General features: G+C 55.7%; 21 protein-coding genes. 10 read left to right on the forward strand and 11 right to left on the reverse strand.

Annotated elements, in window-relative coordinates; translation table 11 throughout:
* Window position 1: 1 nt before the first annotated feature.
* The 6 genes from rsxD to ydgT all read right to left on the reverse strand — a co-directional run bounded on the left by rsxD (window position 2) and on the right by ydgT (window position 6018).
* Window positions 2–1060, reverse strand: coding sequence for an electron transport complex subunit RsxD (gene rsxD, locus FD744_RS02530; RefSeq protein WP_160867207.1), 1059 nt, complete (start codon window positions 1058–1060; stop codon window positions 2–4).
* Window positions 1061–3982 carry an electron transport complex subunit RsxC gene (gene rsxC, locus FD744_RS02535; RefSeq protein ID WP_160867208.1) on the reverse strand — a complete coding sequence of 974 codons (2922 nt, stop codon included), beginning with the start codon at window positions 3980–3982 and terminating at the stop codon, window positions 1061–1063.
* On the reverse strand, window positions 3975–4553 hold the full coding sequence (gene rsxB, locus FD744_RS02540) for an electron transport complex subunit RsxB (RefSeq protein WP_034827415.1): 579 nt from the start codon (window positions 4551–4553) through the stop codon (window positions 3975–3977). Before rsxB ends, rsxC begins: the two co-directional genes overlap by 8 nt.
* A complete protein-coding gene (gene rsxA / locus FD744_RS02545) occupies window positions 4553–5134 on the reverse strand; it encodes an electron transport complex subunit RsxA (RefSeq protein ID WP_034827413.1) in 582 nt (193 codons plus the stop codon). The genes rsxB and rsxA overlap by 1 nt, the downstream gene beginning before the upstream one ends.
* 123 nt (window positions 5135–5257) lie before the next feature.
* On the reverse strand, window positions 5258–5701 hold the full coding sequence (locus FD744_RS02550) for a DUF2569 domain-containing protein (protein WP_034827411.1): 444 nt from the start codon (window positions 5699–5701) through the stop codon (window positions 5258–5260).
* A 101-nt stretch (window positions 5702–5802) separates the two neighbouring features.
* Window positions 5803–6018 carry a transcription modulator YdgT gene (gene ydgT, locus FD744_RS02555; protein WP_034827409.1) on the reverse strand — a complete coding sequence of 72 codons (216 nt, stop codon included), beginning with the start codon at window positions 6016–6018 and terminating at the stop codon, window positions 5803–5805.
* 675 nt (window positions 6019–6693) lie between these two features.
* Here ydgT and ytfQ point away from each other — a divergent pair.
* The 4 genes from ytfQ to yjfF are packed head-to-tail and all read left to right on the forward strand — an operon-like array spanning window position 6694 to window position 11219.
* Window positions 6694–7650 (forward strand): galactofuranose ABC transporter, galactofuranose-binding protein YtfQ, encoded by a 957-nt coding sequence (gene ytfQ, locus FD744_RS02560; RefSeq protein ID WP_160867209.1) that lies wholly within the window; start codon window positions 6694–6696, stop codon window positions 7648–7650.
* A gap of 56 nt (window positions 7651–7706) precedes the next feature.
* Window positions 7707–9227 (forward strand): galactofuranose ABC transporter, ATP-binding protein YtfR, encoded by a 1521-nt coding sequence (gene ytfR / locus FD744_RS02565; protein WP_034827399.1) that lies wholly within the window; start codon window positions 7707–7709, stop codon window positions 9225–9227.
* On the forward strand, window positions 9220–10236 hold the full coding sequence (gene ytfT, locus FD744_RS02570) for a galactofuranose ABC transporter, ATP-binding protein YtfT (RefSeq protein ID WP_160867210.1): 1017 nt from the start codon (window positions 9220–9222) through the stop codon (window positions 10234–10236). Before ytfR ends, ytfT begins: the two co-directional genes overlap by 8 nt.
* Window positions 10233–11219 (forward strand): galactofuranose ABC transporter, permease protein YjfF, encoded by a 987-nt coding sequence (gene yjfF, locus FD744_RS02575; protein WP_038647220.1) that lies wholly within the window; start codon window positions 10233–10235, stop codon window positions 11217–11219. The genes ytfT and yjfF overlap by 4 nt, the downstream gene beginning before the upstream one ends.
* 1052 nt (window positions 11220–12271) lie before the next feature.
* Here the strand turns inward: yjfF and araA are convergent.
* On the reverse strand, window positions 12272–13762 hold the full coding sequence (gene araA, locus FD744_RS02580) for an L-arabinose isomerase (RefSeq protein ID WP_160867211.1): 1491 nt from the start codon (window positions 13760–13762) through the stop codon (window positions 12272–12274).
* A gap of 11 nt (window positions 13763–13773) precedes the next feature.
* On the reverse strand, window positions 13774–15459 hold the full coding sequence (locus FD744_RS02585) for a ribulokinase (RefSeq protein ID WP_160867212.1): 1686 nt from the start codon (window positions 15457–15459) through the stop codon (window positions 13774–13776).
* Window positions 15460–15825: 366 nt separating this feature from the next.
* On the opposite strand from FD744_RS02585, the gene FD744_RS02590 reads away from it, so the two are divergent.
* The 5 genes from FD744_RS02590 to FD744_RS02610 all read left to right on the forward strand — a co-directional run bounded on the left by FD744_RS02590 (window position 15826) and on the right by FD744_RS02610 (window position 21603).
* Window positions 15826–16809 (forward strand): arabinose ABC transporter substrate-binding protein, encoded by a 984-nt coding sequence (locus FD744_RS02590; RefSeq protein ID WP_160867213.1) that lies wholly within the window; start codon window positions 15826–15828, stop codon window positions 16807–16809.
* A 144-nt stretch (window positions 16810–16953) separates the two neighbouring features.
* Window positions 16954–18474 (forward strand): L-arabinose ABC transporter ATP-binding protein AraG, encoded by a 1521-nt coding sequence (gene araG, locus FD744_RS02595; protein ID WP_097117235.1) that lies wholly within the window; start codon window positions 16954–16956, stop codon window positions 18472–18474.
* Window positions 18475–18491: 17 nt separating this feature from the next.
* Window positions 18492–19478: an L-arabinose ABC transporter permease AraH gene (gene araH / locus FD744_RS02600; RefSeq protein WP_097117234.1), complete on the forward strand. Its 987-nt coding sequence runs from the start codon at window positions 18492–18494 to the stop codon at window positions 19476–19478.
* Window positions 19479–19567: 89 nt separating this feature from the next.
* Entirely contained in the window at window positions 19568–20485 is a 918-nt protein-coding gene (araC, locus tag FD744_RS02605; protein WP_034827384.1) for an arabinose operon transcriptional regulator AraC, read from the forward strand.
* Window positions 20486–20562: 77 nt separating this feature from the next.
* Window positions 20563–21603 (forward strand): oxidoreductase, encoded by a 1041-nt coding sequence (locus FD744_RS02610; protein ID WP_160867214.1) that lies wholly within the window; start codon window positions 20563–20565, stop codon window positions 21601–21603.
* A gap of 119 nt (window positions 21604–21722) precedes the next feature.
* On the opposite strand, the gene add is transcribed toward FD744_RS02610, so the two are convergent.
* The 3 genes from add to malX all read right to left on the reverse strand — a co-directional run bounded on the left by add (window position 21723) and on the right by malX (window position 25604).
* On the reverse strand, window positions 21723–22721 hold the full coding sequence (gene add, locus FD744_RS02615) for an adenosine deaminase (RefSeq protein ID WP_034827380.1): 999 nt from the start codon (window positions 22719–22721) through the stop codon (window positions 21723–21725).
* Between the two features lie 118 nt (window positions 22722–22839).
* Window positions 22840–24018, reverse strand: a complete 1179-nt coding sequence (locus tag FD744_RS02620; protein WP_160867215.1) for a MalY/PatB family protein — start codon at window positions 24016–24018, stop codon at window positions 22840–22842.
* Complete coding sequence (gene malX / locus FD744_RS02625; RefSeq protein ID WP_160867216.1) at window positions 24015–25604, reverse strand: maltose/glucose-specific PTS transporter subunit IIBC; 1590 nt, start codon at window positions 25602–25604, stop codon at window positions 24015–24017. The genes FD744_RS02620 and malX overlap by 4 nt, the downstream gene beginning before the upstream one ends.
* A gap of 179 nt (window positions 25605–25783) precedes the next feature.
* Here malX and malI point away from each other — a divergent pair, with 179 nt between their 5' ends.
* Window positions 25784–26809: a Mal regulon transcriptional regulator MalI gene (gene malI / locus FD744_RS02630; protein ID WP_160867217.1), complete on the forward strand. Its 1026-nt coding sequence runs from the start codon at window positions 25784–25786 to the stop codon at window positions 26807–26809.
* Window positions 26810–26811: the final 2 nt, after the last annotated feature.

Below are 26811 nucleotides of genomic sequence, written 5' to 3' on the forward strand. Positions count from 1 at the left end.
ATTAATCCTTGCGATGGCCGTAAACGCGCGGCTGAGTGTAGTAATCAATCAGCGGCACGCAAATGTTTGCCAGCAAAACGGCGAACGCCACGCCGTCCGGATAGCCGCCAAAGCTGCGAATCAACCACACCAGCAAACCAATCAGTGCACCATACACCAGGCGACCACGGTTAGTCGTCGAGGCGGTGACCGGATCGGTGGCGATAAAGAACGCGCCGAGCATGGTCGCGCCGGAGAACAAATGAATCAGCGGCGAGTTCAGCGATTCCGGTGAAAACAACCAGCCAAGGGTGGCGCAGAAGGCCAGCGACACCAGGAAACTGACGGGGATGTGCCAGCGAATGGCATTTTTTGCCAGCAGCAGCATACCGCCCAGCAGGTAACCGAGGTTGATCCACTGCCAGCCCAATCCCGCCAGCACACCGGTATAGATCGGTTCCGCCAGCAACTGTTCTGCGCTATGTCCGGCGCGCAAGCCGGTTTTAAAGGTATCCAGCGGCGTGGCCTGGCTGACGCCATCCACCCCGAGCTGCAACTGCTGCATGGTTTCACCGGCCAGCGTGTGATTGGTGAAGATCATGCTGAGAGAATCCAGCAGGCCGGGTTTGATTGCCTGCAATGTATCCGGCGGCAACCAACTGGTCATCTGCACCGGGAAGGAGATCAGTAAGACCACATAACCGACCATCGCTGGGTTGAAGGGGTTTTGACCCAGGCCGCCATACAGTTGTTTCGCGATAACAATGGCAAACACGGTACCAATGACCACCAGCCACCAGGGCGCCAGCGGCGGCAGACTGATGCCGAGCAGCAGCGCGGTGAGCAGGGCGGAGTTATCCGAGAGAGTCGGAACCACTGGTGTTTTGCGCAGACGCAAAATGGCGCCTTCGGTGATCCATGCGGTGGCGGTGGCCAGCAAAACCTGAATCAGAAAACCCACGCCAAAGAAATACCACTGCGCGGCCATACCCGGCAGCGCAGCCAATACCACCAGCAGCATGATGTTGCCGGTGCTGCGGCGGTTGTGGGTATAAGGGGAACTTGCGATACGAAAAGCCATTTAATCCTCAGTCGTCGAAGGCTGCTGCTGCGCTTTACGCGCTTTGGCACGGGCGACCGCGGCGGCAATGGCCGCTTTACGTGGGTCGGCGGAGTCAGGAGAGGCAGCAGCCTCCACTTCAGAAGATGATTCAGGTGCGGCTTCAGCAGACGCAGAAGCTTGCTCTGCAGCCGCTGCAGCTTTCTTCGCTTTAGCGCGCGCAATGGCCGCTTCCACCGCGGCTTTGCGCGGATCGACTTCAGCGGCAGGTGCTGCATCAGAAGGCTCAGGTGCGTGTGGTTCGTCAGCAGGTTCAGAAATCTGCTCAGCCGCCGCAGCCGCAGCCGCTTTCTTCGCCTTAGCTCGAGTAATGGCGGCCTCAACCGCTGCTTTACGCGGATCAACTTCAGCGGCAGGTGCTGCGTCAGCAAGCTCAGACACTTGTTCACCAGAAGCCGCCGCAGCTTTCTTCGCTTTAGCGCGCGCAATGGCGGCTTCAACCGCCGCTTTACGCGGATCAACTTCTGCAGCCGGGGCTGCATCAGCAGATGCAGGCGCTTGTTCGCCAGCCGCAGCGGCTTTCTTCGCTTTGGCACGGGCAATAGCGGCTTCAACCGCGGCTTTGCGAGGATCGACCTCAGCGGCAGGAGTGACATCAGCAGGTTCAGGCGCTTGTTCACCAGCCGCCGCAGCGGCTTTCTTAGCTTTAGCGCGCGCAATGGCGGCTTCAACCGCCGCTTTACGCGGATCAACTTCAGCGGCCGGGACTGCATCAGCAGATGCAGGCGCTTGTTCGCCAGCAGCAGCGGCTTTCTTCGCTTTAGCACGTGCAATGGCGGCTTCAACCGCCGCTTTACGCGGATCAACTTCAGCGGCCGGGACTGCATCAGCAGATGCAGGCGCTTGTTCGCCAGCAGCAGCGGCTTTCTTCGCTTTAGCACGCGCAATGGCGGCTTCAACCGCGGCTTTACGAGGATCAACTTGAGCGGCCGGGGCTGCTTTAGCAGGCTCAGAAACTTGTTCACCAGCCGCAGCCGCAGCTTTCTTCGCCTTAGCGCGCGCAATGGCGGCTTCAACTGCCGCTTTACGCGGATCAACTTCAGCGTCCGGGGCTGCTTTAGCAGATGCAGGCGCTTGTTCGCCAGCCGCAGCAGCTTTCTTCGCTTTGGCGCGCGCAATGGCTGCTTCAACCGCGGATTTGCGTGGATCAGCTTCAGCAACAGGTGTTTCAGCAACGTCGCTGATCGGTTGCTCAGCCACACCAGACTTCTTCGCCTTAGCACGCGCAATGGCCGCTTCAACCGCGGCTTTACGCGGATCGCCAGACTGGCGACTCAGCGCCTGCGTTTCAGACTGTTTTTCCGCCTGCTGAGCTAACGCCTGTGCATGGCGAGCCTCACGCTCGGCAGTTTCCTGTTCCGGTGTTTTGGCGGCACGCGCCTTCACGCGAGCAATCGCCGCGTCACGTTCACCCTGATCGCTACGTGCCACACGCTGTTTAGCTTCTTCATGACGCGCTTCACGCGCCAGTTTTTCCCGCTCTAAACGCGCCTGACGCGCTTCAAAGCGCGCTTTAGCTTCAGCGGTGCGCTTCGCTTCGAGATCGATAGCGCGCAGCTCTGCCTTCTCCTGGCGATAATATTGCACCAGCGGAATATTACTTGGGCAGACGTACGCACAGGCACCGCACTCAATGCAGTCATCGATATTGTGAGCGCGCGCCTTCTCATGATCGCCGCCCTGGCTGTACCAGAACAGCTGCTGAGGCAGCAGTTTCGCCGGGCAGGCATCCGCACAGGCACTGCAACGAATACAAGACTGTTCTTCTTCGTTATTGCCCATTTCACTGGCAGAAGGTGCCAGAATGCAGTTGGAGATTTTAACCAGCGGCACATTCAGTGACGGCAGCGTAAAACCCATTAGCGGGCCGCCCATGATCACCATCTGACGCGAACCCGGTGCGAAACCCACATGATGTAACAGATGGCTAACTGGCGTACCCAGGCGTCCCCAAACGTTACGCGGCTGCGCAATGGCTTCGCCGGTCAGGGTCACGACGCGTTCGGTAATTGGCTCGCCATCGATAATGGCGCGTTTTACCGCCCAGGCCGTACCGACGTTTTGCATCAGCACGCCAATATCGGTGGAACGACCGCCGTGCGGCACTTCAACGCCAGTAAGAATCTGGGTCAGTTGTTTAGCACCGCCAGAAGGGTATTTGGTGGGGATGACACGCAGTTGCAACTCGCGGTCACCACCCAAAGCCTGCTTCAGCGCTGCAATCGCTTCGGGTTTGTTATCTTCGATGCCAATCAGCACACGCTCAGCCTGCAATACCCAGGCGAGGATACGACAACCTTCCAGCACTTCAGCCGCGCAGTCCTGCATCAGACGATCATCGGCGGTGATGTAAGGCTCGCACTCTGCAGCGTTGATAATCATGGTTTTGACACCGCGCAATCCGCCACGTAGCTTGGTGGCGGTCGGGAAGCCTGCACCCCCCAAACCGGCGACGCCTGCCTCATGGATGCGCTTGACGACATCTTCACGAGTAAGCGAACGGAAGTCAGGTTGCGGATCGAGCGTGGTCCAGCGATCTTCACCATCGGCGCGCAGGAAAATGCACAGTTCGGAAAGACCCGAAGGGTGCGCGGTCATATGTGGCGCAATCGCTTCGATGGTGCCGGAGGTCGGTGCGTGCACCGGCAGCATGCGTCCGCTGCCAAACGTCAGCGGCTGACCACGCAAGACGTGATCGCCCGGTGAGACGCAAATCTCGCCTTCATGGCCGATATGCTGTTTTAACGGAATGATGAATTGTTCAGGCAGCGGTAACTGGCTTAACGGCGTGCCGTTAGACTGGGTTTTCATTTCCGGCGGATGAATGCCGCCCTGGAAATCCCACAGCTTCTCTTTACGGAACAGTTTTAACAGATTAAGCATGAGTTTCTACCGGGATCACCCGTACAGGAATGGTTTCGAGATCCCATTTCCAGTTGGCCGTGGTCGTGGCAACCGGACGCATTTCAATACAGTCGGTCGGGCAGGGAGCAACACACAAATCACAGCCGGTACAGACATCGCTTAGCACGGTATGCATGGCACGGGTCGCACCGACAATCGCATCTACCGGGCAAGCCTGAATACATTTGGTGCAGCCGATGCAGTTGGCTTCATCAATCCAGGCTACCGTACGGATCGGTTCCTGCACTTCCTCACCGCCATCAAGCGGTTGCGGTTCAACGTTCAGCAGTGCGGCCAGCTTGAGCATGGTCTGCTCGCCACCGGGGGCGCATTTATTAATGGCTTCACCGTTATTACCCACGGCATCCGCATACGGACGGCAGCCCGGATATCCGCACTGGCCGCACTGACTCTGCGGCAGAATACTGTCGATCTGTTCAACGATCGGATCTTCTTCTACCTCGAATCGGCGCGAGGCATAGCCGAGCAGGGCGCCAAAAACCAGGCCCAGCGCAGCAATAGCCACAATAGCAATCCAAATCGCGGTCATTAGAATTTCACCAACCCGGTAAAGCCCATAAAGGCCAGCGCCATCAAACCTGCGGTGACCAATGCAATCGAGTTGCCCTTAAACGGCGCAGGGACGTTGGCCAATACCAGACGTTCACGCATGCCGGCGAACAGCACCATCACCAGCGAGAAGCCGAGCGAGGCACTGAAGCCATAGACCGCAGCCTGCATAAAGGTATGGTTGAGATTGACGCTCAGCAAAGGGACACCCAGCACCGCACAGTTAGTGGTAATCAGCGGCAGAAAAATGCCCAGCAGTCGATAGAGTGACGGACTGGTTTTGCGCACTACCATTTCGGTGAATTGCACCACCACGGCGATCACCAGGATATACGCCAGGGTTCGCAGGTACACCAGATCGAGCGGCACCAGAATCAGATGGTTCACCAGCCAGGCGCAAATCGACGCCAGGGTGATCACGAAAGTGGTGGCGAGTCCCATGCCAATGGCCGTTTCCAATTTTTTTGACACGCCCATAAAGGGGCATAGGCCGAGAAACTTCACTAATACGAAGTTATTCACCAGCACGGTGCCAATAAAGAGAAGTAAGTAATCGGTCATTTTTTAACCTGGGAAGCCGAAAGGCGCCTATTATCCGGAATTGAGAGGTGCATCTCAACCTCTACACAAAATCTGTGGATGTTGAGAGCACGCAGAATTAAATTCCTGACGAAACTCGCGCCGTTATGGCTGGATAAACGTCTCTTTCACACGTTGAGAACGTTTGAAGTAGGGCACAAAGACCGCCGCCGCCAGCAGTGACAACAACAGCGTTTGAATGGCTTTGTTATCCGCCACCGGGGTGAAAGCGAACGTTTTTAACGCCAGTAAGACCGTCATCAGCAACCACAGGATGTAATGACGCGGTAGACGGCGCGAACGTTTACAGAACATCCAGCAAACCCAGATACTGTAGACCCAAACCACGCCTGCGGTGAGCAGGGAAATCGCCCATTGCGTGAACAATTGGCTGGCATGAGTGAACAACGTGGTACGCAATTCTGTATCAAACAACGGGCTCAGATACATGGCCACCACCAGCGCACTGGTCAGCATCGTCATAATCAACCAGGCTAGCGGCAACAACAGCCAGCCAGCAATACGCGGCGGGTTTACCGATTCGGTCATCTTGCGGATCCTGTAGCGAAATTAAGAAGGCGTTGTATGTCCAAACGGGGCACGCCCGACATGGACAACGCAATAGTGCAGAAAAAGGCGGGGAAAACCCATTACATTACGTAGCGCCAGACTGATTTCGGCACGCGGCCCATATCATAAAGGCGGCCGCCGGAAACAAGTTCAGCACGACGATGATCGGCAGCGCGATACATATTGATGATGTCATTGTCATCGGTCAGCGAATAATTAAGATGGTCGTAGAGTTTTTCCAGACTATCGAGATTATTCACTTTGCGGAATTTCAGCAGGTAATCTAGCGCAGTCATGATTGCCATTTAAAAATAAAGTGCTCGGAAGTGCCCAAGTATAGGGAGCACACTGACAGAGTCCATACGCCAGCGTTAAAAAAATTCAAAAATCAGATAACGTGAGCTAATTCGCTCATCAAAAGACATTTTTTCTTCATTTTGCCATTTTAAACGCGCATTTCCAGACGGGATTAAGACAAATTCAACCCTGACAGACGGCATAATGTGAAAAAAGCTCACACCCTTAACGCAAATGAAAGTTGTCATTTTTTATCTGGCTTAGTGCACTGACTTTCATTCATATAAGACGTTTATTAGGCCGATTTATGTCGAACTGTTAAGCAATGGCATCTACACGCTTTGAAACTGTAAATCATGTAGTGTGCGAATAATCACAAAACTGATCATTGCTTGTGCCCGCAGTCGATAACCATTCTTTACGCAGCGTCTGTAATCGCTTCCAGTATCCACCATCCTAACCGATTCTGTTTATTACATTTATTTAACCGACACTGAAATAAATATCAGGCAAATTGTCCATATGGCTGGTATGACTTCTTATATGCATAATTTCGTAACTCCTTTAATTCATTCTATTTTGTGAGGCATGTCGCGCTTGTTTTCTCGCTTTTGCGCCAGGCTTAATCTGCGTTTTGTACCCCTACAGCACACTCCCTTCAGAGGAATGAAATTATGTGGAAACGTTTACTCTTAACCGCCATGGTCAGTTCAGCACTCAGTGCTTCGGTACTTGCCGCTGACATGACGGTGGGCTTCTCACAGGTTGGCTCGGAGTCTGGCTGGCGTTCAGCAGAAACCAACGTGGCGAAAAGCGAAGCGCAAAAGCGCGGTATCACGTTGAAAATCGCCGATGGTCAGCAGAAGCAGGAAAACCAAATCAAAGCGGTGCGCTCGTTTATCGCGCAGGGCGTTGACGCCATCTTCATCGCCCCGGTAGTACAAACCGGTTGGGAACCGGTGCTGGAAGAAGCCAAAGACGCCAAAATCCCGGTGTTCCTGTTAGACCGCGCTATCGTGGTGAAAGATAAGTCGCTGTACATGGCAGTGGTGACCGCAGACAACGTGCTGGAAGGCAAGTTGATCGGTGACTGGCTGGTGAAAACGGTCGGCGATAAGAAGTGTAATGTGGTTGAGTTACAAGGCACCGTGGGTGCCAGCGTAGCCATCGACCGCAAAAAAGGCTTCGCCGAAGCCATCGCAGGCCACAACAACATCAAAGTGATCCGCTCGCAGTCCGGCGACTTTACCCGTAGTAAAGGTAAAGAGGTGATGGAGAGCTTTATCAAAGCGGAAAACAACGGCAAGAACATCTGCATGGTGTATGCGCACAACGATGATATGGCGATCGGCGCCATTCAGGCCATTAAAGAAGCGGGTCTGAAGCCAGGCAAAGATATTCTGACCGGTTCTATCGACGGCGTACCGGATATTTATAAAGCGATGCTGGCGGGTGAGGCCAATGCCAACGTCGAGCTGACGCCAAACATGGCGGGTCCGGCATTCGATGCGCTGGAGAAATTCAAAAAAGACGGCACGATGCCACCAAAAATCATCAAAACCGAATCGAAACTGTATCTGCCAGACTCAGCGCAGGCACAGCTCGACACCAAAAAAGGCATGGGTTACTGATCCCCGCAACCGCCCTTCGGGGCGGTTTTTCATGACGTAAGGCGAGGTAGAACCTGATGAGCACCGCAGATGCATCCGCACTCCTGACTCTCAACGGTATCAGCAAAGGTTTCCCCGGCGTGAAAGCGCTGGATAATGTGTCGTTCAGCATTCGCAAAGGCGAGATCATGGCGCTGCTGGGCGAAAACGGTGCCGGGAAATCCACGTTAATTAAAGTGCTGACCGGCGTGTACACCCGTGATGCAGGCACCATCACCCTGAATGGCACTGCCATTTCACCGCACAATACCGCCGATGCACAGCAAATGGGCATCGGCACGGTTTATCAGGAGGTGAATCTCCTGCCGAATATGTCGGTGGCAGACAATCTCTACATCGGCCGCGAGCCGCGCCGCTTTGGCATGATTGACCGCAAGCGTATGGTGCGCGATGCCGATGCGCTGATGCGCAACTACGGTTTTGCGCTCGACGTGACGCGTCCCCTGGGCCATTACTCGGTGGCGATGCAGCAAATCATTGCGATTTGCCGCGCCGTGGATCTCTCCGCACAGGTGTTAATCCTCGATGAACCCACCGCCAGCCTCGATGCCAGCGAAGTGGAAATGCTATTCACCCTGATGGCGCAACTGAAAGCCAAAGGGATGAGCCTGATTTTTGTCACTCATTTTCTCGACCAGGTATATCGCATCACCGATCGTATTACCGTTTTGCGCAACGGGCAGTTTATTGCCACGCGTGATACGGCATCGCTGCCGCAAATCGAATTGATCAAACTGATGCTGGGGCGGGAGTTACTTGAAACCGCCTTGCAGCGTCAGGGCAGCACGCTGAAGAGCAATCAACCGGTGGTGTCATTCAAAGATTACGGCAAGAAGGGCACCATTGAACCTTTCGACCTTGAGGTGCGTCCGGGAGAAGTGGTGGGCTTAGCGGGATTACTGGGATCGGGGCGCACGGAAACCGCCGAAGTGCTGTTTGGTATCCGTCGAGCGGATCGGGGTACTGCCACCATCAAAGGCAAAGTGCAGCACATCCGGACACCGGCTAAAGCTTCCCATCTGGGCATGGGGTTCTGCCCGGAAGATCGTAAAACCGACGGTATTATCGGCGCTGCATCGGTGCGCGAGAATATTATTCTGGCGCTACAGGCCCAACGCGGCTGGCTGCGACCGATTAAACGGCGTGAGCAGCAGGCCATCGCCGATCGCTTTATCAAAAGCCTGGGAATTCGCACGCCACATGCCGATCAGCCGGTGGAATTACTCTCCGGCGGTAATCAGCAGAAGGTGCTGCTGTCACGCTGGCTGGTGACGAAGCCGCAATTCTTAATTCTCGACGAACCGACGCGCGGCATTGACGTCGGTGCTCATGCCGAGATCATTCGTTTGATTGAAACCCTGTGCGCCGATGGACTGGCGTTACTGGTTATCTCCTCTGAACTCGAAGAGCTGGTGGGCTATGCCGATCGCGTGTTAATCATGCGCGATCTGAAGCAAGTGGCTGAAATCCCGCTGGAGCAGCTGTCGGTGGCGTCGATCGTCAATGCCATCGCCGATGGAGGAGCACAACATGCTTGAATCCCCTATGACACATCCAAAACCTGAACGGCGTAAGCCGAAGTTACCGCCAGGCATGCCGCAAATCGTCGCACTGATTCTGGTGCTGTTGGTGGATAGCCTGGTCGCCAACAATTTTTTTGCCGTGCATATTCAGGACGGCCGCCTGTTCGGCAGCCCGATTGATATCCTGAACCGCGCTGCACCCGTCGCCTTACTGGCGGTCGGTATGACGCTGGTGATTGCCACCGGCGGCATTGATTTGTCGGTCGGCGCGGTGATGGCGATTGCGGGGGCGACGGCGGCCACGTTAACCGTTGCGGGGCACAGCCTGAGCTTTATTATTCTCGCCACCCTTGGCACCGGCCTGGCCTGTGGCTTGTGGAATGGCGTGCTGGTGGCGCTGCTGAAGATTCAGCCGTTTGTTGCCACGTTGATTTTGATGGTGGCCGGACGCGGTATTGCACAGCTGATTACTCAGGGCCAGATTGTGACCTTTAACAGTGACAGCCTCGGCTGGTTTGGCAGCGGCTCGTTGTGGATGCTGCCGGTCCCGGTGTGGATAACCTTGCTGGTGGCGCTGTTGGTGTGGCTGCTGACACGCAAAACTGCGCTGGGCCTGTTTATCGAAGCGGTGGGGATTAACCTGCGTGCTGCCCGCAATGCCGGTGTTAACGGTTGGTTAGTAGTGATGTCCACCTATGCCATCAGCGGTGTGTGTGCGGCTGTCGCGGGCCTGATCGTGGCAGCCGATATACGTGGCGCCGATGCTAACAACGCCGGTCTATGGCTGGAGTTGGATGCCATTCTCGCCGTGGTGATTGGCGGTGCATCGTTGATGGGCGGGCGTTTTAATCTGGTGTTGTCGCTGGTTGGCGCGCTGATTATTCAGTCGATGAACACCGGTATTTTGCTGTCTGGCTTCCCGCCGGAGCTGAATCAGGTGGTGAAAGCGGTGGTGGTGATGTGTGTGCTGTTGCTGCAATCGCCGCGCTTTATCGCCATGCTGAAAGGGAGACATCCAAAATGATTAAACGCCATCTGCCATTGATGATTACGCTGCTGGTGTTTGTCGCCGGTTATCTGTTCTGCCTGAGTCAGTTCCCCGGTTTTGCCTCGACTCGCGTGATCTGCAATATCCTGACCGATAACGCGTTTCTCGGCATTATCGCCGTGGGCATGACGTTTGTGATTTTGTCAGGCGGTATCGATCTGTCAGTGGGGGCCGTTATCGCCTTTAGCGGTGTATTTTTGGCGAAAATTATCGGTGATTATCACGTCGATCCGATTCTTGCCTTCGCGATTGTGCTGGCGATGGGAGCACTGTTTGGCGCCATGATGGGCTGGCTGATCGATGCGCTGAAGATCCCGGCCTTTATTATTACCCTGGCGGGGATGTTTTTCCTGCGCGGCTGTAGCTATCTGGTGTCGGAGAATTCGATTCCCATTGATCATCCGCTCTATTCCACACTGTCGAGCCTGGCGTGGAAGATTCCCGGCGGCGGGCGTCTTAGTTTGCTGGCAGTGATTATGCTGGTGGTGGTGATTGGCGGGATCATCCTCGCGCATCGCACGCGTTTTGGTAATCAGGTGTATGCCATCGGCGGCAATCTGACATCAGCGCAGTTGATGGGCGTTTCGACGCGCGCCACCACCATCAAGATTTATATGCTTTCCACCACCCTGGCGACACTGGCGGGGATTGTGTTCTCGATCTATACCTCAGCAGGCTACGCCCTGGCAGGGTTGGGCGTGGAACTGGACGCGATTGCCTCTGTGGTTATTGGCGGCACCTTGTTGTCCGGTGGCGTGGGCACGGTGCTCGGCACGTTGTTTGGGGTGTTGATCCAGGGGCTGATTCAAACATGGATTAACTTCGACGGCACGCTGAGTTCGTGGTGGACGAAGATCGCCATCGGTATTCTGTTGTTCGCGTTTATCGCACTGCAGCGCCTGCTGACCGTGATGTGGGATCGCCAGAAGAATGCGCCGGTTAAGCGTTTAACATCGTAGTTGTCAGTGGGATGTTTAAGAGGTGCGCAAATTGGCGCACCTTTTTTGTTTTGGGTCGCCAATTCGAGGATGTTGGAGGCTTGGTGCTCAGAATTGTGGATGTTGGGTGGGGATTGCAGGGGTTGGCGCTTATATTTTGAATGTTAGGTAGGGTTGCTGAAAGTTTTGTGCATAGCCCCATAAAGGCCAGCCCGATCGCAAAGGAACCCCGCATCCATGCAGATCGACCGCGCCATCCCTGGCGCGAACGCTTTGCTCTTCGGGCTGGCCTCTATGGGACAATTGAGACTGTCATTGCTGTAGTCAGTGCAAATCTGAAAATTCGATTCAAATTCAGCTCCAAAAAAACCGCAACGAACCTGCATAAAGGAGACAAAGGTGGGCAGTGGAGTAAAGCGTACGCCGCATGGATGCGGCGTCCGAGGCTACAGTGATGTATTCACGCCGACTTTACGTAACGCCCACCTTTGTCGACTGGACCGCACGTTTTTAGTCACAGCGCCCATCTTGGCAAGTTAGGTGGAGTTGCTGATGGTTCGGTGCGAAGCCCCACAAAGGCCAGCCCGGTCGAAAAGGAACCCCGCATCCATGCAGATCGGCCGCGCCATCCCTGGCGCGAACGCTTTGCTCTTCGGGCTGGCCTTTATGGGGCAATTGAGACTGTCATTGCTGTAGTCCCTGCAAACTTGAAAGTTCTGTTCAGTACTGGACTAATAAAACATCGCATCAAGCCTCCGTATAGAGACAACGGTGGTCAGGGCTGTTATTGCTGTAGCCAGTGTGAACCTGAGCGTTCGATTCAAATTCAGCGCCAAAAAACCGCAACGAACCTGCATAAAGGAGACTAAGGTGGGCAGTGGAGTAAAGCGTACGCCGCAGGGATGCGGCGTCCGAGGCTACAGGGATGTATTCACGCCGACTTTACGCAACGCCCACCTTTGTCGACTGAACCGCGCGTTTTTAGTCACAGCGCCCACCTTTGTTGAATGGAACGCAGGTTTTAGCCACAAAAAAGCCGCGACTCAACGCGGCTTCAACAGGTCATAACACAATCAACGCGCTAACCGGTAATACGCCTCATTCCAGCGCAATGCGTCTTTGAACGCCGGCAAACGCGTATCCTCATCAATCACCAGCACCTCAATGCCGTTCAGCTCGCCGTACAAATACATATCATCCAAATCCAGTGCCTGACTAAACACCGTATGGTGTGCGCCACCGGCTAAAATCCAAGCCTCGGAAGCGGTAGCCAGCGATGGCTGGGCACGCCACAAGGCACGCGCGACCGGCAGTTTAGGCAGCGGTTTCGGCTGCTCAATCGCATCCACCACATTCACCAGCAAACGGAAACGATCGCCCATATCAATCACACTGGCATTCACCGCGCGACCAGCTGGCGTGGAGAAAATCATGCGCGCCGGATCGGCTTTGCCACCAATGCCGAGGAACTGCACATCAATCAACGGCTTCGCCTCTTTGGCAATCGATGGACACACTTCCAGCATATGTGAACCCAGCACCAAATCATTGCCCGGGGAAAAGTGATAGGTGTAATCCTCCATAAATGAGGTGCCGCCCGCACGATTCCCGGCTTGCACCTTCAAAATATGCAGCAGCGCAGCGGTCTTCCAGTCACCTTCACCGGCAAAACCATAACCCTGGCCCATCAAACGTTGAACGGCCAAGCCTGGCAACTGCGTCATGCCGTGCAGAGTCTGGAAATTAGTGGTAAAGGCTTTGCAGCCCTCATCATCGAGGAAACGCTTCAAACCTAATTCAATGCGCGCCGCATCCAGCACGTTCTGACGCTTCTCGCCATTCACGGCGGCAGCCTCGCTGAACAAATACTGGCTCTCGTATTCATCAATCAACGCATGCACATCGCCATCGCTGACGCTGTTCACCACCTCAACGAGATCGCCGACGCCCCAACCGTTGACCGAATAACCAAACTGAATCTGTGCCGCCACCTTATCGCCTTCGGTCACCGCCACTTCGCGCATATTGTCGCCAAAGCGCGCCACTTTCAGCTGCTGACTGGCCTGCTTCGCTAGTGCCGCATTGATCCAGCGCCCGATGCGTTGCTGGCTGGTCTTATCCTGCCAGTGGCCAGTCACCACGCTGTGCTGTAAGCCCATGCGCGCGCCGATAAAGCCGAACTCTCGGCCGCCGTGTGCGGTCTGGTTCAGGTTCATAAAGTCCATATCCATACTGTCCCACGGAATTTCTGCGTTGAACTGGGTATGGAATTGCAACAGCGGCTTATTCAGGATACTCAGCCCACCAATCCACATCTTGGCCGGTGAGAAGGTGTGTAACCAGGTCATGATGCCGACACAACTATTGTCGTGATTGGCTTCGCGGCACAGCGCCAGCGCTTCATCCGGTGATTTCACCAGCGGCTTCAACACCAGCGGCACCGGCAGCGTGCCCGCCTGATTCAATCCGTCCATCACCTGGCGCGCGTGATGTTCAACCTGGCGCAAGGTTTCCGCTCCGTAGAGATGCTGAGTCCCAATCACAAACCAAACGTTCTGTTCCATTTCTCGCTCCTTTACTTAGCGGATGTGGCGCGGGCGGCATACTGAGGTTCAGCGGCCTGGCACCAGTTTTGATAGCGTTGATAAAGCTGTTGATAGCCCGCCACGCGCAAACTGTTGGGTTGCAAGGTCACGGCGATCGGACTCGCCATCACCTGCTGTGCGGCAGGCACATCGGCATACACGTTCGCGGCGACGGCAGCAAAAATGGCAGCGCCCAGCGCACAGCACTCGTCAGAAGCCACGATATCCAGCGGACGATTCATCACGTCGCAACAGGCTTGCATAATGGCAGGGGACTTACGCGCGATGCCGCCGAGCGTCAGAATGCTCTCCACCGGAATCTGCTGTTGCTCGAAACACTCCATAATGGCGCGGGCACCAAACGCCGTGGCGGCCACCAGACCACCAAACAACGCAGGCGCGTCGGTGCCAAGATTCAAATCGGTGATCACGCCTTTCAGACGCTGATTAGCATCCGGTGTGCGACGCCCGTTGAACCAATCGAGCACCACGGGCAGATGATCAAGATGGGGATCGGCAGCCCAGGCTTCGGTAAGGGAACGGATTAAATCCTGCTGCATCTCGGCGAGTTGCGGCTGCAACTCAGGATGGCGCGCCACGGCCTGCTGCAGCGGCCAGCCCAGCAAGCGGCTAAACCAGGCGTAGATATCACCAAACGCTGATTGACCGGCTTCGCAGCCAATGGCACCCGGCACCACGCTGCCATCGACCTGGCCGCAGATACCTTTGATGGCGCGATCGCCGACTTTCTCGCTGTCGGCAATTAAAATGTCGCAGGTTGAGGTGCCAATCACTTTCACCAGCGTATAAGGCTGCGCGCCAGCACCGACCGCGCCCATATGACAGTCGAAGGCCCCACCGGACAAAATTACCTGCTCAGACAATCCCAAACGCTGCGCCCATTCGCTGGAAAGCGTGCCCACCGGTACATCAGCAGTGAAGGTGTCGGTAAACAATGGAGAATCCAGCTGCTCAACCAACATCGGCTCGAGTGCACGGAAAAAATCTGCGGGCGGTAAACCCTGCCATTCAGGATGCCACAGCGATTTATGCCCGGCGGCGCAGCGTCCGCGTTGCAGCTGTGCTGGGGCGGTGCGACCACTCAACAGCGCAGGCACCCAATCGCAGAGTTCCACCCAAGACACTGCCGCATCACGCACTGCTGCATCCTGGCGTGACACGTGCAGAATCTTGGCCCAGAACCACTCCGACGAATACACGCCGCCGATATAGCGGGTGTAATCGGTGAAATGACCGTTGCGGCACAGCTGATTAATCTCTTCCGCTTCTTCGATCGCGGTGTGATCTTTCCACAACACAAACATAGCGTTGGGGTTGGTGGCGAATTCCGGGCGCAAGGCTAACACATTGCCGTCACGGTCAATCGGTGCAGGGGTTGAACCCGTTGAATCCACTCCTATCCCCACCACGGCAGCGCGTTGTTCGGGAGTTAACGCTTGCACCACCGCGACCACCGCCTGCTCCAGCGCGTCGATATAGTCTTGTGGATGATGGCGAAAACGGTTGGCGTGCGCGTCACAGAATTCACCCTTCGCCCAGCGTGGATAGTTCACCACCGCCTTTTCCAGCTCTTTACCACTGTGGCAGTCCACGGCGAGGGCACGCACCGAGTCACTGCCAAAATCCAGCCCAATTGTTATGGCGCCAGCACCCATTGGGATTCTCCTGTGTGAGTTATCTGGCTCTATCCTGGAATGCGGGTGCATAAGCGGTTAGTCATCGCTGGCTGAGAATATGCACTTTTCTGTCATCGGAACCGTTCTGTGATCGGCAGCAAAAGTTAATGACTGGTTAATTTCGCTGAATATATGGAGGAATTGGTCATCGTTTTGGGATGTGATACCGCTCTACATTTTTCTTCGCCATTACCGCTACAACTAGCCCAGCGTTTGCACAGCCTTTGTACAACCTTTGAGCTAACGCGCTGATTTTGCGCTGTACCCAAACGTGAAATCCAATTGGTAGCGTTTACACCGATTCGTTATTAACAGCGATAAAACATCATTGTGCCGGAGAGCATCATGCATAAATTCACTAAAGCGCTGGCGGCGGTAGGTCTCGCCGCGGTTATGTCACAATCCGCTATCGCCGAGACCATGAAACTCGGTTTCCTCGTCAAACAACCGGAGGAACCCTGGTTCCAGACCGAATGGAAGTTCGCAGATAAGGCTGGCAAAGATTTTGGCTTTGACGTGATCAAAATTGCCGTGCCCGACGGCGAGAAAACCCTGAATGCTATTGATAGCCTGGCGGCAAGCGGGGCCAAAGGCTTCGTGATTTGCACCCCGGACCCGAAGCTGGGTTCAGCCATCGTGGCGAAAGCGCGTAGCTATGGCCTGAAAGTGATTGCGGTTGATGACCAGTTTGTTACCGCCAAAGGCAAGCCAATGGACACCGTGCCGCTGGTGATGATGGCCGCAACCAAGATCGGTGAGCGCCAGGGCCAGGAACTCTACAAAGAGATGCAGAAACGCGGCTGGGATGCGAAAGAGACCGGCGTCATGGCGATTACCGCCAATGAGCTGGACACTGCGCGTCGTCGCACCGGCGGTTCGATGGACGCGCTGAAAGCGGCTGGATTCCCGGAGAAGCAAATCTATCAGGTGCCGACCAAATCCAACGATATTCCGGGGGCATTTGATGCCGGTAACTCGCTGCTGGTGCAGCATCCAGAAGTAAAACACTGGCTGATTGTCGGCATGAATGACAACACCGTGCTGGGTGGCGTGCGCGCGACCGAAGGCCAGGGCTTTAAAGCGCCCGACGTGATTGGCATTGGCATCAACGGTGTGGACGCGGTGAGCGAGCTGTCTAAAGGCGCACCAACCGGCTTCTACGGTTCGCTGCTGCCCAGCCCGGATGTGCACGGTTATAAGAGCAGCCAGATGCTCTATAACTGGGTGACCAAAGGCGAAGAGCCCGCGAAATTCACCGAAGTCACCGATGTGGTGCTGATTACCCGCGACAACTTCAAAACTGAGTTGGCGAAGAAAGGGCTGATGTAAGTCGCCTGATTGATAAACGCAGCCTCCATCCCGGGTGTTGCAGCAGGTTGGCCATCGCGTTTGCGCCCGTTTCATTGATGGCTGGGGCAAAGCGCGAAGACAACACAGCAACGGCGCGAAGGATGGAGGCGAAGAGGAGTTTCCATGGAAACTGATCAAGCTTTTCTGTCCTTTCATGGCATCAGTAAAACCTTTCCGGGCGTGAAAGCGCTGCAGGATATCTCATTCCAGTGCCGCGCCGGGGAAGTGCACGCGCTGATGGGCGAAAACGGCGCGGGAAAGTCCACGCTGTTAAAGATTCTCAGCGGCAGTTACCAGCCGACTGAAGGTGAGATTCGCATCAAAGGCGAAGTGAAAAGTTTCAACAACACCGTGGATGCGCTGGATGCGGGCGTGGCGATCATCTATCAGGAACTGCATCTGGTGCCGGAGATGAGCGTGGCGGAGAACATCTATCTCGGGCAGTTGCCGCACAAACGTGGGTTGGTGAATCGCAAACTTCTGCGCTACGAAGCGGATTTGCAGCTGAAAAATCTCGGCATGGATATTGATCCTGATATGCCGCTGAAATATCTGTCGCTCGGCCAGTGGCAGATGGTGGAGATCGCCAAAGCGCTGGCGCGTAATGCGCGCATCATCGCCTTTGACGAGCCAACCAGTTCACTTTCAGCGCGTGAAATCGAGCATCTGTTCCGCGTCATTCGTCAGCTGCGCGATCAGGGCCGTACGGTGCTGTATGTGTCGCACCGTATGGAGGAGATCTTTGCCCTGAGCGATGCGATAACCGTGTTCAAAGATGGTCGCTACGTGCGCACTTTCACTGATATGCCGAATACGCATCATGACGACCTGGTGCAGGCGATGGTCGGTCGTAACCTTGGCGATATCTACGGCTATGCGCCGCGCGCCTTGGGCAAAGTGCGTTTGCAGCTTGACCAGGTCGAAGCCAAGGGCGTGCGTATGCCGATTTCGCTCACGGTGCGAGCCGGTGAAATCGTCGGCCTGTTTGGGCTGGTGGGGGCGGGGCGCAGCGAATTGATGAAAGGGCTGTTTGGTGCCACCAAACTGCGCGGCGGTAGCGTGTCGCTGGATGGCAAAAAGCTCAACATCCGTCAGCCGATCGATGCGATCCGCGCGGGCATCATGCTGTGCCCGGAGGATCGTAAATCCGAAGGGATTATTCCGGTGCACTCGGTGCGCGACAACATCAATATCAGCGCGCGCCGCCATAACCTCACGGCGGGTTGTCTGATTAAACCCGGCTGGGAGGCGAAAAACGCCGATCTTCACATCCGCTCATTGAATATCAAAACGCCAGGACCGCAGCAGCTGATCATGAACCTGTCAGGGGGCAATCAGCAGAAGGCTATTCTGGGTCGCTGGTTGTCCGAAGAGATGAACGTGATTCTGTTGGATGAGCCAACACGCGGCATTGATGTGGGTGCCAAGCATGAGATTTATAACCTGATATACCAACTGGCAAATAAAGGGATCGCGGTGCTGTTTGCCTCCAGCGATTTGCCCGAAGTGATGGGCCTGGCTGACCGCATCGTGGTGATGCGTGAAGGAGAAATTGCCGGAGAACTGCCACACGACGCGGCCACGGAGCAGCTGACGCTGAGCCTGGCGATGCCGAAAACCCCTCAAGCGGCCGCCGTGGCCTGATGTAAAGGAGAGCAACAATGGCTTCATCTACCACTTCCAACACGCCACCGGTGCAGCGTAACGGCCTGCAACTGGGACGTATCTGGGATAACTTCGGCATGCTGGTGGTCTTCGCGCTGCTGTTTATCGTTTGCGCCATCTTCGTACCCAACTTTGGCACGTTCATCAATATGAAAGGGCTGGGGCTTGCCATGTCGATGTCCGGCATGGTGGCCTGCGGCATGTTGTTCTGCCTCGCGTCAGGCGATTTTGACCTTTCCGTCGCCTCGGTGATTGCCTGCGCAGGTGTGGTAACCGCCGTGGTGATCAACATGACGGAGAGTCTGTGGCTGGGCGTTGCGGCCGGTTTGATACTCGGCATGGTCACCGGATTCATCAACGGCTTCGTGATTGCCCGGCTGAAGATCAATGCGCTGATCACCACGCTGGCGACGATGCAGATTGTGCGTGGTCTGGCCTATATCTTCTCTGACGGTAAAGCGGTCGGCATCGAGGATGAACGCTTCTTCACCCTCGGTTATGCCAACTGGCTCGGCTTGCCAGCGCCAATCTGGCTGACCATCGCCACTATGATTGTGTTTGGTTTCGTGCTGAATAAAACCACCTTTGGCCGCAACACGCTGGCGATTGGCGGTAATGAAGAAGCGGCTCGTCTGGCCGGGGTGCCAGTGGTGCGTACCCGCATCATCATCTTCATTCTTTCGGGACTGGTTTCGGCGGCGGCGGGCATTATTCTGGCCTCGCGCATGACCAGTGGTCAGCCAATGACCTCACTCGGTTATGAATTGATTGTGATTTCAGCCTGTGTGCTGGGCGGCGTTTCGCTGAAAGGCGGCATCGGTAAGATCTCTTATGTGGTGGCGGGCGTGCTGATTCTGGGTACGGTTGAGAATGCGATGAATTTATTGAATATCTCGCCGTTCTCACAGTATGTGGTGCGCGGTTTGATACTGTTAGCGGCGGTGATTTTTGACCGCTACAAACAGAAAAACAAAGCGGCCTGATTCCAGCCGTAAAAGATGAGGCAGGGCGGCCAAATGGTCGTCCTTCTGGCGCGCGGCACTGCGCATTTACAGGTTACCGTGAGGGCACTATGTACCATCGTGAACCCCCCAGTGAGCAGCAGAACCCACTGCTACCCGGCTATCCGTTTAATGCCTGGCTGGTGGCGGGATTAACGCCGATCAATGCCAACGATCAGCTGGACTTCTTTATCGACCGACCGCTCGGCATGAAGGGTTACATCCTTAATCTGACCATCAAAGGTCAGGGCCGCATTTTTGATGGCGAATCGGCGTTTGACTGCGAACCCGGTGACTTGCTGCTGTTCCAGCCTAAAACCCCGCACTACTATGGCCGTTCACCAGACAGCCCATGCTGGTTCCATCGCTGGGTCTATTTCCGTCCACGGGCTTACTGGACGGACTGGTTGCAGTGGCAGGATGAGAGCCAGGGCGTGGGGCGGTTACGCTTGCCGGAAGCGCAGCGTGCCGAGTTTGATCGTCTGTTTGCCAGCATTGAGCAAACCCACAATTCGGGGCGTCGCTTTGCCGAGGAACTGGCGATGAATCTGCTGGAGCGCCTGCTGTTGCGTGCGGTGGAGGAGGATCCGCGTAGTCATCAGCAAATCCGCGATCCGCGCGTGATTGAAGCCTGCCAATACGTCACCAACCATCTGGCAAGCGAGGTGAAAATCGAGGAAGTGGCGCGCCATGTGTGTCTTTCCCCATCACGACTGGCGCATCTGTTTCGCGAACAGATGGGGATCAATTTGCTGCGCTGGCGCGAAGATCAGCGGGTGATCCGCGCCAAACTGTTACTGCAAACCACGCAGGAGCCCATTGCCTCGGTCGGGCGCGAAGTGGGTTATGACGATCAGCTCTATTTTTCTCGCGTGTTCCGTAAACGGGTTGGCGTCAGTCCCAGTGATTTCCGCCGTCGCAGTCAGGATGCGCACGATGCCCTGGTGGCGCAGGAAAGCTGGCAACCGGCACGGAGTGCTATCTCCTGAGTTTTCAGGTGATTCCGCCTTGTTGTTGCTGGCTGATTCGTCTTAAATCAGTCTGGTAACGAACAAGAGGAATGAGAATGAGCGATAAATTACGTGTCGGCCTGATTGGCTACGGTTTTGCCAGCAAAACCTTTCATGCTCCTTTGATCGTCGGTACGCCAGGCGTTGAACTGGCAGCCGTCTCCAGCAGCGATGCCAGCAAGGTGCATGCAGATTGGCCCTCGGTGCAGGTGGTCTCTGATCCACAAGCCCTGCTGGATGACCCGACACTGCAACTGATTGTGATACCCACGCCAAATGATACTCACTTCCCGTTAGCCAAAGCGGCGCTGAATGCCGGTAAACATGTGGTGGTGGATAAACCGTTTACCGTGACACTGTCACAAGCGCGTGAGCTGGATGCACTGGCCAAGGCCAAAGGGCTGCTGCTCTCTGTCTTCCACAATCGTCGTTGGGACAGTGACTTCCTGACGCTGAAAACCTTGCTGGCTGATGGCGCCTTAGGTGATGTGCGTTATCTCGAATCGCATTTTGATCGCTTCCGCCCTGAAGTTCGTCAGCGCTGGCGTGAGATGAAAGGCCCTGGCAGCGGTATCTGGTTCGATTTGGGGCCGCATGTGCTGGATCAGGCGTTGCAGTTATTTGGTCCGCCAGTAGCGATCACCGTGGATATGGCTGAACTGCGTCCGGGTGCGCAAACCGCCGATTATTTCCACGCAGTGCTGACCTATCCTACCCGTCGTGTGGTGCTGCACGCCAGCATGCTGGTGGCGGCAGAATCGGCGCGCTTCGTGGTGCACGGCACGCGGGGCAGTTACGTCAAATACGGCCTGGATCCGCAGGAAGACCGTCTGAAAGCCGGCGAACGTCCACCACAGGAAGACTGGGGCTACGACATGCGCAACGGCACTCTGACGCTGGCAGAAGGCGATGTGATGGTGGAAAAAGAGCTGCTGACGCTGCCGGGTAACTATCCGGCTTACTATGCAGCAATTCGTGATGCGATTGCGGGCACCGGTGAAAACCCGGTACAGGCTGAAGAGGCGATTCAGGTGATGGAGCTGATTGAACTCGGTTTACAGTCCGCTGAGAAGCGCCAGACGATGTCGCTGAAGTGACAAAATATAAAGCGCACGATGAGAGAATCGATGCCATCAAATAGGCAAGGTCACTCTAAAGTGCGACTTCATTAAAGAAGGTGCGCAGCGATGCGCACCTTCTTTGCTTTTAAAGTGCTTTATCCTGCTACGCGCTGACGCAGCGCAGCTTTCTCTGCATCGCTGAGGAAGGCAATCGTCACACCATTTTCCTGCGCCTGACGCATCTCTTCGGCAGTGAGTCCTGCCTGCGGCGCTGCATGCTCATATTCATGCGCCAGCTCAATACCCTGAACTGCCGGATCATCGGTGTTAATAGTGGCGAGAATGCCATGTTGCAGGAAGGCTTTCAGCGGATGGGTTGCCAGCGAAGCCACGGTGCTGGTCTGAATATTCGAGGTCATGCAGGATTCGATACCTATGCGCTGCTCTGCCAGGAAATCCATCAGCGCGCGGTCTTCAATCGCTTTCACGCCATGGCCAATACGCTCCGCGCCGAGTTCGCGAATCGCCTGCCAGATGCTTTCCGGACCGGCAGCTTCACCGGCGTGCACGGTAATGCGGAAACCAGCATCACGCGCGCGATTGAAGTGGCTGAGGAACTCACTGCCCGGGAAGCCGAGCTCATCACCAGCCAGATCCACAGCAGTAATCCCATCGCGGTGTGCCAGCAAACCTTCCAGTTCGCGCAGGCAGGCCTCATCACCAAAGGTACGGCTCATAATGCCGATCAGGTTCACATCCACGCCATACTGTTTTACGCCAGCACGCACGCCATCAATTACGGCTTCCACTACACCGGCAATCGGCAGGTTATGCGTCATCGCCATGTATCCCGGTGAGAAACGCAGTTCTGCATAATGAATCCCTGCGCGAGCGGCATCTTCCACGTTTTCCAGCGCAATGCGGCGGCAGGCATCTAAATCGCCCAACACTTTCACGCCCCAATCCAGCTTCTGCAGGAAGCTCACCAGGTCGGGTTCATTGGCCGTCACTTGCACATGCGGACGCAGATCGTCGAGCGAGTTGGCTGGCAGCGCGAGATTAAACTGGCGACCTAAATCAAGAATGGTTTGTGCGCGGATGTTGCCATCAAGGTGGCGGTGGATGTCGGTCAGGGGGAGTTTCAGGTCAATCATGTCGCACTCGCTAAAGTTTCATAAAGTGCAGAGCATTATAAAAACATCTTGCGCAACAGCGCCAGTGATTTGCGCAAGTCGTGAAATGGATGCTGAATTAATCAGCATCCGAGCGCATTTAATACGATTTTAAAGCCGCAATCAGGCGATCCAGCCCTTCATCCAGCTTGCTGCGTGGGCAACCCGCGTTGAGGCGCAGATAACCGCGGCTGGCATCACCGTAAGTCGAACCCGGCATGATCGCCACCTTGTACTGATGAATCAGCTGCTGTTGCAGTGCCTGTTCATCAATACCGAGCGGAGTAAGATCAATCCATGCAAGATAGGTGGCGGCAGGGGGCTGCCAGCTCAGCGCAGGAAACGCGGCATTCAGCCGTTGCGCGATGTGCTGCATATTCGCCTGCAGATAGTCGCGCAGTGCATCCAGCCAGGCTGAACCTTCACGATACGCGGCAATGGTCGCCGTGACGGCCATCACCGCCGGTGACGATAAACCATCCTGCTGCTTCAGCGCGTGGAACCACGCCTGGCGATCGGCTTCATGCGGAATGATGCCCCACGCGCCGGTCAACGCCGGAATGTTGAAACTCTTTGATGCCGACGTGAATAACGCCCAGGAAGATTGCGCCACCTGGCTCCACGGGGTGTGGTGTGCGTCGCCCAACACCATATCCATATGGATCTCATCGCTGATCACTTTCACATCATGACGCGCACAGAGCGCGGCCATTTGCTGCAACTCCTCACGCTGCCACACTTTACCGGTAGGATTGTGCGGGCTGCACAGCAGCATCACTTTGCAATCGGGTCGCGCCAGCAGCGGTTCCAACTGCGCCATATCACACTGCCAGTCATTACCCTGGCGCTGTAGCGGCAGTTCCAGCACGCGGCGCTGATTACCGTTGATGGTGTGATAAAACGCATCGTAGGCGGGCGTATGAATCAGCACTTCATCGCCGGGTTTGGTCCAGTGGCGCAGCAATTGCGCCACCATGTAAATCACCGACGGGCCGTAAACCAGCGATTGCGCCTCAACCTCTGTGGCAAAACGATTCTTCATCCAGTGTTGAATGGCCGAGGTAAAGTCCTCATGCTGCCAGCGGCTGTAGCCCAATACGCCATGGTTTAACCGCTGTTGCAGGGCCTCAATGATGCAGGGCGCCGTGGCGAAATCCATATCGGAGATGGTGAAGGGCAATAAGCCCTCCACACCAAAACGGTCCGCCACGAAATCCCACTGCGTGCACCAGCTGCCGTGGCGATCCACGGCCTGGTCGAAATCAAACCTCTGCATCATGACACCGTCGCGCTCATCAGGTGTGCCATTTCATCTTTCACCGACTGCACCTGCGGACCGATCACTACTTGCAGGCTGGTTTGGTTGAGATGCACCACACCAATTGCGCCATTGGCTTTCAGTGCGGCATCGTTCACTTTGCTCATGTCCGCAATGGTAAGACGCAGGCGCGTCAGGCAGTTATCCAGCGAGGTGATATTTTCCACACCGCCCAGAGCCGCCAGAATCGCCGGGGTGTTGTAGCCTGATTTCCCCACGCCTGCGCGGCTAACCTGCTGTTCCACGCTGCTGGTTTCTGCTTCGCGACCCGGTGTTTTGATATTGAAGCGGGTAATAGCAAAACGGAAGATGGCGTAGTAACCCACGAACCACACCGCCGCAATCACCGGCACCCAATACCATTTGGTGGAGAGGCCATGCAGCACGCCGAACACTAAGAAGTCGATAACGTTGCCGTCGGTGTTACCGATGGTCACGCCGAGTATCGCCATCACGGTGAAGCCCAGACCCGTCAACAGGGCGTGGATCAAATACAGTACCGGAGCCACGAACAGGAACAGGAATTCGATCGGTTCGGTAGTCCCGCCGACCACGCAAGCCACCACACCCGAAATCAGCAGCCCTTTAATTTTGTGACGATTTTCAGGACGTGCGCAGTGATAAATCGCCAGTGCGGCACCCGGCAAACCACCGAGGAAGGCCGGCATTTTGCCTTGCGACAGGAAACGCGTGGCGCTTTCCGCAAAGCCGTGGGTATCCGGGCAAGCCAGCTGCGCCTGGAAGATGGTGAGGGCACCGCTGACGCTTTTGCCGCAGACGTCGAGCGTACCGCCCGCATCGGTGAAGCGAATAATTGCCACCAGAATATGTTGCAGGCCAAACGGCAGCAGCAGACGTTCACCGGTGCCGAAGATCATCGGGCCAAATTCACCGGCACTGTTGATCATCCAGCCGAGGCCGGTGATGGCGCGCGCAAAGAATGGCCAAATCAGAGGCACCACTAAGCCGAGTAAGCCCATCACCACGGTGGTGACAATCGGCACAAAGCGCGTACCGCCGAAGAAGGCCAGCGCATCCGGCAGACGGATATTGTGGAAGCGTTCATGCAGCCAGAACACCACTACACCAACAATCACCGCGCCGAGAATACCGGTGTCGATCGACTGAATGCCAAGGATGTTTTGTACGTTGTTGGCTTTCAGCACCGCTGCGTCGGTGGTTGGCAGAATGCCATTGATATTGAGCCAGAAGTTCACGCTCAGGTTTAGCACTGCGTAGCCGACAAAACCGGCAAAGGCAGCGACGCCTTTGTTCTCCCGCGCCATGCCCAGAGGAATCGCAATCGCGAACATCACCGGCAGATAACTGAAGGCAAATGAACCCAGCTTCGCCATCCAGATAAAGAGGTATTGCAGGAACGGCTGATCGAGCATCGGAATCGGCGTGAGCACATCGTGGCTACTGAGTGAACTACCGATCCCGAGCAAAATGCCGCAGAACGACAGCAGGGCAACGGGCAACATAAAGGTTTTACCCAGACTCTGGAAAAATTCCCAAAGTGACATTTTGGGTCGGCTGGCGGACATAGTCTCTCCTGGTTAAAAAGCGGCAAATTTTCAAAATGGTAAAGAATGATAAAACGTTTTACCAAGCAGTTTTGTGGCTATAGTCACAAAGCGTGACTAATCCCAGGCTTTATTTTTGCGTGAATCAGTGTAACGTTTTACCTCTTTGTTTCTTCATCAGTTGTTGGAAACGGAACCGGATGTCTCAGCCTAAAACCACTATTCACGATGTCGCGCAGGCGGCTGGCGTATCGGTATCGACAGTCTCTCTGGTGCTGTCCGGTAAAGGACGTATCTCTTCCGCCACGGCCGAGCGGGTTAATCAGGCGATTGAGCAACTGGGATACGTGCGCAACCGTTCAGCCTCCATCCTGCGTGGTGGCGAGAGTGGTGTCATAGGTTTGATTGTGCGCGATCTCAGCCAGCCGTTTTATGCGGCGATGACGGCGGGGCTGAGTGAAGTGCTGGAGCAGCAGGGAAAAGTGCTGGTGCTGACGCAAAGCGGACAGCACGGGCAGCATCTGCAACGCTGCTTCGATTCCCTGGCCGCTCAGGGCGCGGATGGCATTGTGTTGGGTGGTGCCGTTGCGCAGGCGGATACGCTGGTCGCGCAGGCGCATGAGCAACAGATTGCACTCATTTGCGCCGCGCGGGCCAGTAGCCTCGATAAGGTCGATTCCTTGCGTCCGGATAACAGCCAGGCGGCGCGCATCGCCACCGAATATCTGATCCGTCAGGGGCATCAGCGTATCGCGTGGGTCGGCGGATTGGGTTCTTCTCTAACGCGCGCGGAACGTATTGGCGGCTATTGTGCGACCCTGTTGCAATACGGTTTATCGTTTCGTCCAGACTGGATCATTGAGTGCGACGATCGGCAGCAGAGCGTATCGGCATTGACGCAGGACCTGCTGCATCACCATCCGCGCATCACCGCTATCATTGCCCATAACGCCAGTACCACGCTCGGCTGCTATTTTGGTGCGATCCACAGCGGACGCTCGCTGGGCGAAGATGCGGTGGACAGCTACTTCACGCAAAAGCTGGCGCTGGTCGGCTTTAATGACGATCCGCTACGCGAGTCGTATGACTCCTCGCTAACGTTTGTCAGCAGTGAAGCGCGTGATGTGGGAAGGCGAGCAGGGGAAAGGATGCTGCAACGACTGGCGAAACCGGATGCGGAAGTGCAAACGCTGATTGTGCCGCCGCAGTTGGTGCGGGGCGTTTAGCG

Origin of the sequence: Pantoea sp. Taur (assembly GCF_009830025.1) — a bacterium.
GTDB lineage: Bacteria > Pseudomonadota > Gammaproteobacteria > Enterobacterales > Enterobacteriaceae > Pantoea > Pantoea communis.